General features: G+C 31.0%; 11 protein-coding genes. 2 read left to right on the top strand and 9 right to left on the bottom strand.

Going from position 1 to position 13,568, the window contains the following annotated elements; translation table 11 throughout:
• Nucleotides 1-59 precede the first annotated feature (59 nt).
• The 4 genes from CW731_RS11720 to CW731_RS11700 form a co-directional block, all read right to left on the bottom strand.
• Nucleotides 60-611: a DUF2911 domain-containing protein gene (locus tag CW731_RS11720; RefSeq protein WP_100946908.1), complete on the bottom strand. Its 552-nt coding sequence runs from the start codon at nucleotides 609-611 to the stop codon at nucleotides 60-62.
• 204 nt (nucleotides 612-815) lie between these two features.
• The gene (gene feoB / locus CW731_RS11710) at nucleotides 816-2,924 is read right to left on the bottom strand and encodes a ferrous iron transport protein B (RefSeq protein WP_100946906.1); all 2,109 of its coding nucleotides are present in this window, start codon (nucleotides 2,922-2,924) and stop codon (nucleotides 816-818) included.
• The gene (locus CW731_RS11705; protein WP_100946905.1) at nucleotides 2,924-3,154 is read right to left on the bottom strand and encodes a FeoA family protein; all 231 of its coding nucleotides are present in this window, start codon (nucleotides 3,152-3,154) and stop codon (nucleotides 2,924-2,926) included. The genes feoB and CW731_RS11705 overlap by 1 nt, the downstream gene beginning before the upstream one ends.
• Before the next feature lie 51 nt (nucleotides 3,155-3,205).
• Entirely contained in the window at nucleotides 3,206-3,886 is a 681-nt protein-coding gene (locus CW731_RS11700) for an SCO family protein (RefSeq protein WP_100946904.1), read from the bottom strand.
• A gap of 170 nt (nucleotides 3,887-4,056) precedes the next feature.
• Here CW731_RS11700 and rseP point away from each other — a divergent pair, with 170 nt between their 5' ends.
• On the top strand, nucleotides 4,057-5,403 hold the full coding sequence (gene rseP, locus CW731_RS11695; RefSeq protein ID WP_100946903.1) for an RIP metalloprotease RseP: 1,347 nt from the start codon (nucleotides 4,057-4,059) through the stop codon (nucleotides 5,401-5,403).
• Between the two features lie 303 nt (nucleotides 5,404-5,706).
• Here rseP and CW731_RS11690 read toward each other — a convergent pair whose 3' ends face one another.
• The 5 genes from CW731_RS11690 to CW731_RS11670 form a co-directional block, all read right to left on the bottom strand.
• On the bottom strand, nucleotides 5,707-6,558 hold the full coding sequence (locus CW731_RS11690; RefSeq protein ID WP_100946902.1) for a cupin-like domain-containing protein: 852 nt from the start codon (nucleotides 6,556-6,558) through the stop codon (nucleotides 5,707-5,709).
• 119 nt (nucleotides 6,559-6,677) lie between these two features.
• Nucleotides 6,678-8,093 (bottom strand): flotillin family protein, encoded by a 1,416-nt coding sequence (locus tag CW731_RS11685; RefSeq protein WP_100946901.1) that lies wholly within the window; start codon nucleotides 8,091-8,093, stop codon nucleotides 6,678-6,680.
• Between the two features lie 9 nt (nucleotides 8,094-8,102).
• Nucleotides 8,103-8,675: a hypothetical protein gene (locus CW731_RS11680; protein ID WP_100946900.1), complete on the bottom strand. Its 573-nt coding sequence runs from the start codon at nucleotides 8,673-8,675 to the stop codon at nucleotides 8,103-8,105.
• A 324-nt stretch (nucleotides 8,676-8,999) separates the two neighbouring features.
• On the bottom strand, nucleotides 9,000-10,097 hold the full coding sequence (bioB, locus tag CW731_RS11675) for a biotin synthase BioB (protein WP_100946899.1): 1,098 nt from the start codon (nucleotides 10,095-10,097) through the stop codon (nucleotides 9,000-9,002).
• A 17-nt stretch (nucleotides 10,098-10,114) separates the two neighbouring features.
• A complete protein-coding gene (locus tag CW731_RS11670; RefSeq protein ID WP_100946898.1) occupies nucleotides 10,115-11,938 on the bottom strand; it encodes a TonB-dependent siderophore receptor in 1,824 nt (607 codons plus the stop codon).
• Nucleotides 11,939-12,013: 75 nt separating this feature from the next.
• Between CW731_RS11670 and CW731_RS11665 the strand changes: the two genes are divergently transcribed.
• Nucleotides 12,014-13,525, top strand: coding sequence for a PLP-dependent aminotransferase family protein (locus tag CW731_RS11665; protein WP_100946897.1), 1,512 nt, complete (start codon nucleotides 12,014-12,016; stop codon nucleotides 13,523-13,525).
• Nucleotides 13,526-13,568: the final 43 nt, after the last annotated feature.

Genomic DNA, 13,568 nt, shown 5'->3' with positions numbered 1-13,568 from the left:
TAAGCAAAAAAATACCGCAAACAATGTTTACGGTATTTTAAATAGTATTTCGTAAGAAATTAATCTTCTGAAGTTTCTGCACTAATTGGTACAGAAACTACTGTATTGGCCCAACCCATTTTTAAAGTCATATCTTCATCAAACATCATAGAAAACGCTTCTATGCTTTCATCTGAATTAGAAACAACCCCAGAAACTCTAACTACATCTTCTTCTTGTTTGTAGGTGTAATGACCCCAAACATTCTTTGCTGTACTTAAAATAACAGTCCAATCTCCTTCTGCAACCGGAATTGTAAACAAAGAATAGCTTCCTGCTTTCACTTCTTTTCCTCCGAAAACTACATCTTTGTAAAATGTAATTTCTGCAGCTTCATTTGCACCTGTTCTCCAAACCTTATCTATTGGCGCTAATTTATCAAGATCTCTTCCTTTTAATTGAGGTCTACCATAAACTACTTTTAATACTTTGTTAGATTCTCTCCAATTGTCTGGAAATGTAGAAGCATCCATAGGACTTACGTCTAATTTTTTCCATTTCTGAGCAAAGGTATCTGTTGAGCTAATTAATGTAATTGCAAAAATTGCAATCGCTAAGATTGATTTTTTCATTGTTAAATATGTTTTATTACGTTGTATGTTTCTAGTCTCACAAAAATAGAAATCATTACAGAAAAAGGTTATTAATTTTCTGTTAAGATTAGTGACAATCACAACCAGAACTACAATCTCCTTTTTTCTTAGACGGAAATACATATTTCTTCAATAGAAAAAACACAGCAATAAGTAATAATAAGTATACGAGTATTTCTTGCATTAGCTTAATATTTGATAAATAATAAATGAGGAAATATACGCCAATCCTGTCATTCCAAAAAGTTGAATTAAAGGCCATTTCCATGTTTTAGTTTCACGCTTTACAATCGCTAAAGTTGCCATACATTGCATGGCAAAAGCGTAGAAAACCAACAAAGACATTCCTACAGGAAAGTTAAAAAGTTTGCCTCCACTTTCATTTACCTCAGAAGCCATTTTTTCTTTAATAGTTGCGGTATCTTCATCATCTGACCCCACACTATAAATAGTTGCTAAAGTTCCTACGAAAACCTCACGAGCTGCAAAAGAAGTAATTAATGCAATACCAATTTTCCAATCATATCCTAAAGGTTTTATTGCAGGTTCTATAGATTTACCCATAATACCAATATAAGAATTCTCTAATTTTGCAGATGCTATTTTTTGATTCAGTTCGTCTTCATTTAGACTTTTATTAGCGAAATTTTCAATCGTATTTTTTTCTGCATTTTTATAAGATTCTGGTCCGTTAGAAGCCAAAAACCATAACACAATAGACAGTGCTAAAATTATTTTTCCTGCTCCGAAAACAAATGCCTTTGTCTTTTCTACAACATCAAAAAATACATTTTTTATTGAAGGAAGTTTGTAATTCGGCATTTCTATGACAAAAAACGACTTCGATTTTACCTTTAATGTTTTATGCAAAATATACGCTGCTATAATAGCAGTTGCAAAACCCAACCCATATAATGATAATAAAACCAAACCTTGCAAATTTAAAAATCCGAATATTTGAGTCTTAGGAATAACTAAAGATATTAAAATTGCATATACTGGTAGGCGCGCAGAACAGGTGGTAAACGGAACTACTAAAATAGTTATCAAACGCTCTTTCCAACTAGAAATAGTTCTGGTTGCCATAATTGCAGGTATTGCACAAGCGGTACCAGAAATTAATGGGATAACACTTTTACCATTCATACCAAAACGACGCATAATTTTATCCATTAAAAAAACCACACGACTCATGTAACCAGTTTCTTCTAAAACAGCTATAAATAAGAATAAAATTGCTATTTGTGGAATAAAAATAATAACACCACCAATTCCCGGAATAATACCTTCTGCCAATAAATCTGTAAAAACTCCTGGTGCTAATTGGTTTCTTACAAAATCAGAGAATTCTGCAAAAGTAGCATCAATAAAATCCATTGGTACGGTTGCCAAATCGAATATAGATTGAAAAATAACGAGTAAAATTAGAAAGAAAATTGCATAACCAAAGATTTTATGTGTAAAAACCTTGTCTAATTTTGCTCTTACATCTGTAGCTTTACTTTTATCGATTATATATGTTTTCTTTAAAATTTTATTAATTTCTTGATAACGATAAATGGTTTCTTTGTGTTGGTATTTCTTCAACTTAGAAACATCTTGATTAAAAGCCAAAAGTTTACTCTTCTCTTCTTTACTAACGGTATCTGGATAGTTATTTTGAGTAACCATTAACCACAATTCATACAAAGAATAATTTGGGCTAATTTCTTTTAATTTTGAAAAATAATCTGGATCAATTTTAGAATTTATTCCGCATAAAGGCGATGCTTTTGCTGCAACATGACAACGAATAATTGCTGCTTTTACGTTGTCTATTCCTTGATTTTTTCTTGCGCTAATTAGAACAACTTCTGTATTTAGCTCTTTTTCTAGTGCAGATAAATCAATAGTAATTCCTTTTTTTGTCATTTGATCTACCATATTGATAGCCAAAACCGTCGGAATTTCTAAATCTTTTATTTGTGAAAAAAGTAATAAATTTCTTTTTAAATTCTCTACATCTGCAACTACTAGAATTACATCTGGTGATTCTTTAATATCTTTTTTAAGTAAGGTTTTTAAAACAATACTTTCGTCTACAGAAGTAGGGTTTATACTATACGTACCTGGTAGATCTGTAATTAAAGCATTCTGTGAAGAAGATAGCTTACTTGTACCTTGTTTTTTATCTACAGTTACTCCTGGGTAATTACCAACTTTCTGGTTTAAACCTGTAAGTTGATTAAATAGTGATGTTTTTCCTGTGTTAGGATTCCCAATTAAAGCAACTTTTATATCGGTTTTAGACATTACGAATTTGCTTTTAAGATTTTTATTTTTGAAGCTGTTTCTTTTCTAATTGCCAAATGACTTCCGTTTACGCAAATATACAAAGGGTCTTTTAAGGGCGCAATTTGCACCAATTCTACCTCTGCTCCAGGTAAACAACCCATTTCTAATAATTTTAATGGAATAAAATCTAAAGATTCTTCAGAAATATAGCCCATTTCGCCAATGTGTAAAGATGCAATTGTACTCAACGTTTTTTATTTGGATAGCAAAGATACTCATTTAGAATGATTCTAAACAAGTTATTTAGAAGCATATTCTTCCTTTAACAAAACAATATCTTTCTTCAACTTTAACATATCTTCTTTTTCGGTACCGTCATAATACCCACGAATACGTCTTTCTTTGTCTACTAAAATAAATTGCTCTGTGTGAATAAAATCGTTTTCACCACCGTCACCTTCATCTAAAACAGCAAAATAACTTTTTCTTGCAAGTTCGTAAATGTGTTTTTTACTTCCTGTAGTAACATTCCATTTACCATTAATAACTCCTTTTCTTTCTGCGTATTCTTTTAGCACAGAGACACTATCTATAACAGGCGTTACAGAATGAGAAAGAAACATAATCTCAGCATCATTTTTATAAAAATCTTGTAACTCACTCATATTATATGCCATGGCAATGCAAATCGTTTGGCAACGTGTAAAAAAGAAATCTGCTACGTAAATTTTATTTTCATAATTTTTATTAGTGACAGTTTCTCCATTCTGGTTCGTTAATTCAAAATCTGCAACTGTATGATCTTTGGTAATGTGTTTCATAGAAAAATCTACCAATCTTGGGTTAACATCTGCAGGATTGTAAATTTTTAACTTTGTATCTACCTTTAATAAATGATAAAAAATAGGAATAACAACCGCAGAAAACACTGCTAAAAATATAAAAGTAGGAATCGATTTTTTAAAGAATTTAATCTCCATAATATTCGTTTATACTGCAAAAATACGACTTAAAAACACGGTAGAAAAGAGAACAAAGACAACTTCTTTCTAAATTCTTTGTTAAAATAAAAAGCAACCTTTAATAGTTCTTTTACAACTCTCTCGAAAACCTTACATTTGTTTTTTTAAAAAATTTGATTTAACGCTGAATGGAAATATTAATAAAAGCATCTCAATTTATACTAAGTTTATCTTTACTAATTGTTTTGCACGAATTAGGGCACTTTATCCCTGCGAAATTATTTAAAACAAGAGTAGAAAAATTCTACTTATTCTTCGATTATAAATTCTCAATTTTCAAGAAAAAAATTGGCGACACTGTTTATGGTATCGGTTGGATTCCTTTAGGAGGTTACGTGAAAATCTCTGGTATGATTGACGAAAGTATGGATACCGAGCAAATGGCTTTACCACCACAACCTTGGGAGTTTCGTTCTAAACCTGCGTGGCAGCGTCTAATTATTATGTTAGGTGGTGTTTTTGTAAACTTCGTTTTAGGTATTTTTATCTACATTATGTTAATGTGGGGTTACGGTGAAAGATATTTACCAAACGAAAATGTAAAAGATGGTGTTTGGGTACAAGATTCTCTAGCGATGAGTTTAGGAATTAAAAATGGTGATAAAATTTTAACGGTTGATGGTCTAAAAATAAAAAAGTTTTCTAGTTTAACTTTAGAGTTTATCAATGGAAATAACTATCAAATTGAAAGAAATGGTGAAGTTTTGGATAAAGAAATTCCAGAAGATTTTATTTCTCAATTAATGGATAGAGGTAAAGATGCAGGTGCTATTTTACACCCACGTTATCCTTTTGCAATTGCAAGTATTTCTGAAGAATCTCCAAATAAAAACTCTAACATAAAAGCAAAAGATATTGTTATTGCTATTAACGGAAACCCTATAAAATATTTTGATGAAGCTCAAAATCAATTAGATAAATATAAAAACCAAGATATTTCTATTACGGTAAAAAGAGGCAATGAAACAGAAGAAGTTGCTGTTAAGGTTACTGAAGACGGTAAATTAGGAGTTGGCATTTTAATATTACCTTTTAAAGATTTGGAAAAATTAGGGTATTATACTTTAGCAGACAAAGAATACACATTTGCAGAAGCAATTCCTGCTGGTTGGAACAAATCTTGGAAGACGCTTACAGATTACATAAAACAATTAAAGAAAATATTTAACCCAAGTACAGGTGCTTATAAAGGTTTGGGAGGTTTTATTTCTATTGGAAGTATTTTTCCTGATGAATTTAGCGCAGAATCTTTCTGGAACATTACCGCTTTTCTTTCTATTATGCTAGGTTTTATGAACTTGCTACCAATTCCTGCTTTAGATGGTGGTCATGTAGTATTTACCCTTTGGGAAATGATTACAGGTAGAAAACCTGGAGATAAATTTTTAGAATATGCACAAGTAATTGGCTTTATTCTTTTAATTGCCTTATTACTATTTGCAAACGGAAATGATATTTTTAGACTTTTTAAATGATAATTTAAAGTTCTTTCTAAATATTAAAAAAAGCCTCACAAATATAATTGTGAGGCTTTTTTTAAATTTTTAATGATCTATTAATAAAAGAGACCCATGTATACTCTGTGTTACATTTATCACATGCATACCCTTTAGTTCCTGGTATTAATCTAGTAATCCCTTTTCTTCTCATTCTGTGCCGAGACTCAGACTTACATTTTGGACAAGCTTTCATAGTATTTTTTTTTTAAATATTTGCAATTTAATGAAAACGAATCATATAGCTCATAATTAAATTATACAATTTTAAAAATAACACATTTACTTTCTGCTAATAATTGCTTTTTTATTCTTCCAATCAATCCATTTTTGGCCTTTAATTTTCCTCATAACAGTATCAATAATTCTCATTACAAAAACATTATAAACTGCCTTAGATAAATTTTTTGGCTTTCTTGCAATAGCTCTTAAACTCATAGAAAAACCTGGGGTTATATATTTCATATAATGCCAGTAACCTTCTGGCATATACAAAACATGCCCATGCTCTAAACTTGTTTTATAGCCTTTCGCTTTTTTTAAAGCGGGCCATTTCTTAAAATCAGGGTTCGAAAAATCGATGTCTTCTCTAGTTATTAAAGAATACGGAACTTTATATAAATACTTGTTCTGATTTTGATCAAATAAAATAACTTCTTTTTTTCCTTCAAAATGAAAGTGAAAAATATTCGCTAAATCGATGTCATAATGCATAAAAGTATGAGAACCTGTTCCTCCAAAAAACAACATTGGTAAACCTTTCATTAATCTTAAACCAAAATCTGGAAACTTAAAATCTTTTTGTAAAATGGGTACTTCTTTTAAAATGTTCCATAGAAAAATTCTAAATTTTGTAGGTTCACGCTTTAATAAATCTACATATTCAGACATTTTCATTGTTGCATGTGGCTCATTAAAACCATCTTTAAAATCTACAGGCCTATCATCATACAAAGGCACCATTTTATCTCCAGCAACTTGTTTTATGTATGCTAGGTTCCATTTAGAATATGCTGGCCAATCTTCAATAAAATGCTCTATAACCAAAGGTTTTTGTGGTTTAAAATAGTTTTCTATAAAAGCTTCTTTGGTAATTGTTTTTACACTATCTATTTGAGATAAGTTTAAACTCATGCTGTCAAAAATTAAGTTGCAAAGTTACTAAATTGTAAAGAAAACAATTTCTTAAAAAAGAAAACCATCATTCAAAATATGAATGATGGTTTAAAATTAAAACTTCTATTTTTAATATACTATTTATCTTTAGCCTCAATAACTTCTGTAGGTAGTTCAGTAGGAATATCTTTTCCTTTTAAATAACTTGGTAATTCCATACCTGCCATATTAAACATTTCTTGTAATGGCGGTACTGCTTTATACATTCCAGAAATAAAGTTAGAGGTTGATGTTTTTCCATCTTTTCCACCTCCATTTTCCCAAACAGTAACTTTATCAATCTTAATATTTTTAATAGCCTCTGCTTGTATCTTTACTAATTCTGGTAATTTATCTGCAATTAATAATAATGCTGCGTTTTGAGAATCGTTTCCTGCTGCTTTTACAATTTGATCTAAACCTGCGGCTTGTTTTGTTAAAATCTCATATAAACCTTGCGCTTCTGCTTGTGCTTTAAATAAAATTGCATCTGCTTCTCCTTTTGCAATTCTTCTAATATTTTCTGCTTGTGCTTCTGCATCAATTTCTACTTTTCTTTTATCAATTTCTGCAGGTACAATAATATCTGCTAATTGAGAAGAACGCTCTCTTTCTGCTCTAGCAACCTCAGCTTCTTGTTCTGCTGCATAAGATTCTTTTAATGCATTTGCTGTTTGTACTTTTTCTGATGCAATTGCCGTACGCTCTGCTTCTGCTTCTCTTTGTCTTCTTAAAGAATCTGAATTTGCTACCGCAATTTTTGCAGTATTTTCTCCTTCAACTGCTTTTGCGTTTGCTGCCGCAACCTGGCTTCTTTCATCTTGTACTGCGTTTGCTTCACCAATAGAACCATCTCTAGTTTTTTCTGCTACAGATTTTCTTGCTGCGTTAATTGCGTGTGCTGCGGCTTCTTTTCCTAAAGCTTCTATATAACCAGATTCATCTACAATATCTGTAATATTTACGTTAATTAGCTTTAAACCTACTTTCTTTAATTCCGTTTCTACACTTTGCGAAATGTTCGTTAAAAACTTATCTCTATCATTATTAATTTCTTCAATATCCATCGATGCAACTACCAAACGTAATTGACCAAATATAATTTCTTGTGCTAAATCTTGAATTTCATTTTGCCCTAAACCTAATAATCTTTCAGCTGCATTTTGCATAATTCCTGGTTCTGTAGAAATACCAATTGTAAATCTACTGGGTACATTTACACGAATATTTTGCTTAGAAAGTGCATTTACCAAATTTACTTCAATAGAAATTGGTGTTAAATCTAAAAACTCATAGTCTTGAATTACAGGAAAAATAAACGCGGCTCCACCATGAATACATTTAGCAGATTCACCTCCACTAACTTTTCCATAAACAACCAAAATTCTGTCTGATGGGCATCTTTTATAACGTTTTATCATTGCTATTAGCAATATAAAAACGAAGAGAATTGCAATTCCGATTCCTATTAATCCGGCATATTGACTAGTTTGTAATACAATAAAATTTAGCATAGTTTTTTTTTAGTTTTGAGGTTCGATAATTAATGTTCCGTTGTTGGTTACTTCTATTACTTTTATAATTTTTCCTTGGTTTAAATCTTCATTATGGTCTGTTAAAGCTTCTAACTCCCTTAAAGCTCCCTGAATTTTAATTTGAATTTTACCTGTTCTAGACCTGTTTGCTCCTACGGTTAAATAAACTTCTCCAATAGAATTTAATGCATTCTTCATTTTTAAGGTTCCGCTAGAAGTTAATTTACTGATGTAATAAAATAATGCTGCCATTACAAACATCATTATCAAACCACAAAAAACAGAAACAATTACGGTAACTACTTTAGAGTTTCCTGCATCCATACTAGCAATACCACTCCAACCAAAAATAGCAAAAAAAGCAACTAAGTTTTTCAATGTAAAAAACTGAAAACCTGCTCCTGTATCTCCATCTATTTCTGCATCTACATCTCCAATATCATCTGTATCTGCACCAACTATTGTGGTTATTAAAACCAACAAAAACATAAATGTAGAAACTCCTGTAATTACCCAATAAGTCTTTTGAAAAGAAGTTAATTCTTGAAACCATTCCATCATAGCAGTTTGTTTTAAAAAGTGAATAAATATAAAGTTTTTTGACTGAGTAGAACACGTTATTCTATCATTATAAAGAGAAACTCATTTTTACTGAAATCAATTTTTAAAAACACTGTTTGATTGGTTTTAAATTTTAATGAGCACCTATTTTATTCTAGAAATAATAAGACTAAAGTGCTTAAGTATTGTTGAGCTTCTCTTATTAGTAGCTTAAAGTTTTAATTTGTTACATAATTTCTCAAAAAAAAGAAGCCTTGATAAAAATATCAAAGCTTCTTTTAAATTATATAATTTTCTAATTGTAAAATAAGTAGTGTTCCTTTTTTAACCTTTTAGAATCTTACCTTTTTGTTTTGCTGCTTCATTTCTATCAATTTTATGGTTTGGTCTAGTCCATTTTGGTCTTTCTTCTAAAGATTTATACTTAGAATTTTCTACAGCAATTGTTTCTGGTTGAACTTTTTTAGTAAATGCTTTTTGAGGTTTTAAACCTAATAATTTAAACATCTGCATGTCTTCATTTACATCTGGGTTTGGAGTGGTTAATAACTTATCTCCAGCAAAAATTGAATTAGCTCCTGCAAAGAAACACATTGCTTGTCCTTCTCTAGACATGTTAGTTCTACCAGCAGATAAACGAACTTGCGTTTCTGGCAATACAATTCTAGTGGTAGCAACCATTCTAATCATGTCCCAAATTTCTACAGGTTTTTCGTTTTCTAGAGGAGTTCCTTCAACCGCAACTAAGGCATTAATGGGTGTAGATTCTGGCTGCGGATTTAATGTTGACAAAGCAACTAACATTCCTGCTCTATCTTCTGCATTTTCGCCCATTCCAATAATTCCGCCAGAACAAACGGTTACGTTTGTTTTACGCACATTGTCTATAGTATCTAGACGATCTTGATAACCACGTGTAGAAATTACTTTCTTATAATATTCTTCAGAAGAATCTAAATTATGATTGTATGCATACAAACCAGCTTCTGCCAACCTTTTAGCCTGATTTTCGGTTACCATACCTAACGTACAACAAACCTCCATATCTAAATTATTTACGGTTCTCACCATATCTAAAACGCTATCAAATTCTGGCCCATCTTTTACATTTCTCCAAGCAGCTCCCATACAAACTCTAGAACTTCCACTTTCTTTTGCTCTTAACGCTTGTGCCTTTACCTGGTTTACAGTCATTAAATCATTACCTTCTACATTGGTATGATATCTTGCTGCTTGCGGGCAATAGCCACAATCTTCAGAGCAACCACCTGTTTTTATTGATAATAAAGTTGATACCTGCACCACATTAGGATCATGTTGTTTTCTATGAACTGTAGCAGCTTCATATAACAACTCCATTAAGGGTTTATTATAAATTTTTAAGACCTCTTCTTTTGTCCAATTATGTCTTATCTCACTCATAATTAATGTTTTATTTATTAAAAACCGTAACGCAACCCAAATAAAACATTACTTGGTGGCATTGGCACAAAACCAGATTCTATATAATCTGCATCAAAAATATTATTAGCAGTAACTGTAAAACTAAATTTATTAACATCTACAATTATAGAAGCATCCCAAACATTATAGCTTGTTCCTACTGTTCTTTCTGCATGCTTATAAATAATATTTTGTCTTACGTTTTTAAATAATTTACTAGAAAAACGTGTTATAAATTGATGCTTTAAGGTATTTAAAGAGTAGCGAGACAAGTCTTTATTTTGTTCTAAAATATCATCATTTAAGAAATTATACCCAAAAGACACCGTCTGGTTAAATTCCTTTATTTTAAAACGATAATCTGTATTTACTTCAAAACCTTGGGTATTTACTTTTGAAATATTTGTTGCGGTAAATTTAGAATCTGTTGTATTCTGACGAATAAAATCAATTAGATTCCTAGCATCTCTATTAAAAACAGCAATAGAAGAAGTAAATCTTCCAGAATTATATTTCAACCCAATTTCTTGTGCAAATGCTTCTTCTGGTTTTAAATTAGCGTTTCCTATTGTGCTTCTGTCATTGTAATACAAATCTGTATACGTTGGTATTCTGTACGTAATTCCTAAATTTCCGTACGCCTTTAAATTATCTGACAATTTAAACCCAATATCTAACCCTGGAAAAGCATGAAATTTGAAGTCAGAAAAATAGGTAACTGCAACTCCTGGTGTAAGATCTATTTTACCATCTGCCAATTTAAAACGGTGTTCTAAAAACAGGTTTGCCATGGTTCTATCTCTCTTCCCTAAATTATTACTACTAATAGAAACTCTAGAAACATCTATACCAAAACCTGTAATTCCTAAATTAGATGTATAAGAAGCATTTGTTTCTACCCCAACTTTGTTCGTAATATGTAAATTTCTAGAAAAGCTAGGGTCGTCTCTTTTCAATAAAAAGATATCTTGTCCTCTTTTCCAATACACTTTTGGTGTAATTTTAAATTTTTCCGTTCTAAAAGTTGTCGAAACTCCTAATAAGCTATTCTGTGTTTCTTCATACTCACTAAAACCAAATGCGTCTGGTGTATAAAAATTTTGTGCTCCGAATTTTTTATCGAAAAAAGTAGCTAACACTTCTATGGCTTGCTTTTTCTTATTGAAAACCCCTTTTAAGAAATAATTGTAATTGTTATAATCAGAATTATTACGGTATCCATCTGAAGTTAACGCACCAACATGTGCAAGTATTGATGCATTTTCAAATTCTTTACCAACCGTTACAGAACCATTTAATTGACCAAAAGAACCGGTTTCAATATTTGCAGAAACCGTGTTCTCTAATTTCTTTTTAGTTACAATATTTATAGCTCCTGTAAATGCATTTTGTCCGAAAACCCTTGCTGCAGGACCTTTAATAATCTCTATTCTTTCAATCACTTCAATTGGTAAAGCAGCATTCATGGTGTGATGGCCCGTTTGTGCATCATCCATTTTAATACCATCAATTAACAATAACGTTTGATCGAAACCGCCTCCTCTAATGTATAAATCTGCTTGACTTCCTGCGGTTCCTCTTCTTCTAATATCTACACCAGCAACTTGTTGTAATAAATCTGCAACATTTGTAGCAGCACTATTTTTAATAGCTTTAGCTGTAATTACTTCTAGAGTTCTAGAATTTTCTTTAAATGGCAAATCTATTCTGGTAGATTTTATTATAATAGAATCTAACTTCTGAACTTCCTTTTTTTCTTGAGAAAACAAAGTTGTCTGCAATACTAAAAATGCAATAGTTAATAATTTACTTCTTATCATTTTAATTGTTATTTTAATTTTAAAACGCTGCAAAAGTCGTAACTTTCCGGACGACTAAACTAGTCCAGTTTTAAAATGATAGATAGTCCGGTTAATACTTTATTACAACAACTAATCGATTTCGATAAATCGATACCTCAACCTGTGTACATACAAGTTTCTCAGCAAATTATAAATGCGATACAACGTCGGTATTTATCTAAAGGTACAATTCTACCAGGAACCAGAGTATTAGGGCAAATTTTAAAGATTCATAGAAATACAGCAGTTGCTATTTACGAAGAGTTGGCTTCACAGGGTTGGGTAGAAATCATACCGAATAAAGGCACCTTTGTTTTAGAGCCAGAGCAAAAATCATCAAAAATAAAAGTACCTTCTCAAAAAATAAATCAGGCATATACAACTGCCAAAACAACAGGGTTTCCCTTTCAAAAATCATTTCATTTAGCATCCACTTCTCAATTAACAGCTGCGAAATACACAATTAATGATGGAAAACCAGATTTACGGTTACATCCTGTAAACGAATTTACAAGATGGTACAGCGCTGCCATGAAACGAAAAACATTAATAAAAAAATGGAACAGCCCCAATGAATCTTCCTATTCTTTATTTCAAACGCAACTATGTAATTATTTAAATGCAACAAGAGGGTTTCATATAAGTTCTAATAATCTAATAAATACACGTAGTACAGAAATGAGTCTGTACATTGTTTCTCAATTATTAATAAAACAAAATGATGTCGTTTTAGTTGGTAATTTAAGTAATTATGCCGCTAATATGATTTTTCAAGAAGCCAACGCAACTATTAAAACAATTCCTGTAGATGCTAATGGTTTAGATGTAGATTATATTCGAAAACATTTTATAAAAGGAAGTATTCGATGTGTGTATGTCTGTGCACATAGAGATTACCCAACCATGGTAAAATTAAGTGTAGAGCGACGTTTGGCTTTATTACAATTGGCTGCAGCATATGGTTTTGCTATTATTGAAGATGATTACGATTACGATTTTCAGTTTGATGGTTCTGCAATGTTACCCATGGCAAGCGCAGATACAAATGGAATGGTTATTTATTTAGGAAAATTGGGGCAATCTTTATTCCCTAGTTTTCAAACAGGATTTGTAGTAGCACCAGTAAATTTAATTTCTGAAGCAAAGAATTATTTACAATTGCTAGACAAACAAGGCGATTTAATTCAAGAACAAATGTTGTCTGAATTAATTAATGAAGGTGAAATTTATCGTCTTATGAAAAAAAATATTGTTATTTATAAACAAAGAAGAGATTGTTTGTGTAAACTCTTAACGCACTACTTTTCAGAAATAGCACAATGGAAAATTCCTTCTGGTGGATTAGCAATTTGGTTACAATTTCAATCGAATACATCACTAGTACAACTAGCAGAAGAAGCTGAAAAAAACGATTTATTTCTGCCAAAAACAGTCCTCTATCAAGATAAAAATACGTGTGCAATCCGTTTTGGTTTTGGTCATTTAGCCCTAGAAGAAATAGAGCCCATAATTATAAAGTTAAAAAATGCTTATAATAAGGTGACTAAAAAATCTATTGAAGATTAGTTTTTTTTTTGAAGATTAAGATATTAACATCGCCATTTTGCTT

It is taken from the genome of Polaribacter sp. ALD11 (genome assembly GCF_002831685.1).
Taxonomy (GTDB): domain Bacteria; phylum Bacteroidota; class Bacteroidia; order Flavobacteriales; family Flavobacteriaceae; genus Polaribacter.
This window is presented reverse-complemented; position numbering and strand designations above follow the sequence as displayed.

Coding starts and splice junctions, on each gene's coding strand:
- CW731_RS11720 (WP_100946908.1), bottom strand. CDS start 611: ATGAAAAAATCAATCTTAGCGATTGCAATTTTTGCAATTACATTAATT.
- feoB (WP_100946906.1), bottom strand. CDS start 2,924: ATGTCTAAAACCGATATAAAAGTTGCTTTAATTGGGAATCCTAACACA.
- CW731_RS11700 (WP_100946904.1), bottom strand. CDS start 3,886: ATGGAGATTAAATTCTTTAAAAAATCGATTCCTACTTTTATATTTTTA.
- rseP (WP_100946903.1), top strand. CDS start 4,057: ATGGAAATATTAATAAAAGCATCTCAATTTATACTAAGTTTATCTTTA.
- CW731_RS11690 (WP_100946902.1), bottom strand. CDS start 6,558: ATGAGTTTAAACTTATCTCAAATAGATAGTGTAAAAACAATTACCAAA.
- CW731_RS11685 (WP_100946901.1), bottom strand. CDS start 8,093: ATGCTAAATTTTATTGTATTACAAACTAGTCAATATGCCGGATTAATA.
- CW731_RS11680 (WP_100946900.1), bottom strand. CDS start 8,675: ATGATGGAATGGTTTCAAGAATTAACTTCTTTTCAAAAGACTTATTGG.
- bioB (WP_100946899.1), bottom strand. CDS start 10,097: ATGAGTGAGATAAGACATAATTGGACAAAAGAAGAGGTCTTAAAAATT.
- CW731_RS11670 (WP_100946898.1), bottom strand. CDS start 11,938: ATGATAAGAAGTAAATTATTAACTATTGCATTTTTAGTATTGCAGACA.
- CW731_RS11665 (WP_100946897.1), top strand. CDS start 12,014: ATGATAGATAGTCCGGTTAATACTTTATTACAACAACTAATCGATTTC.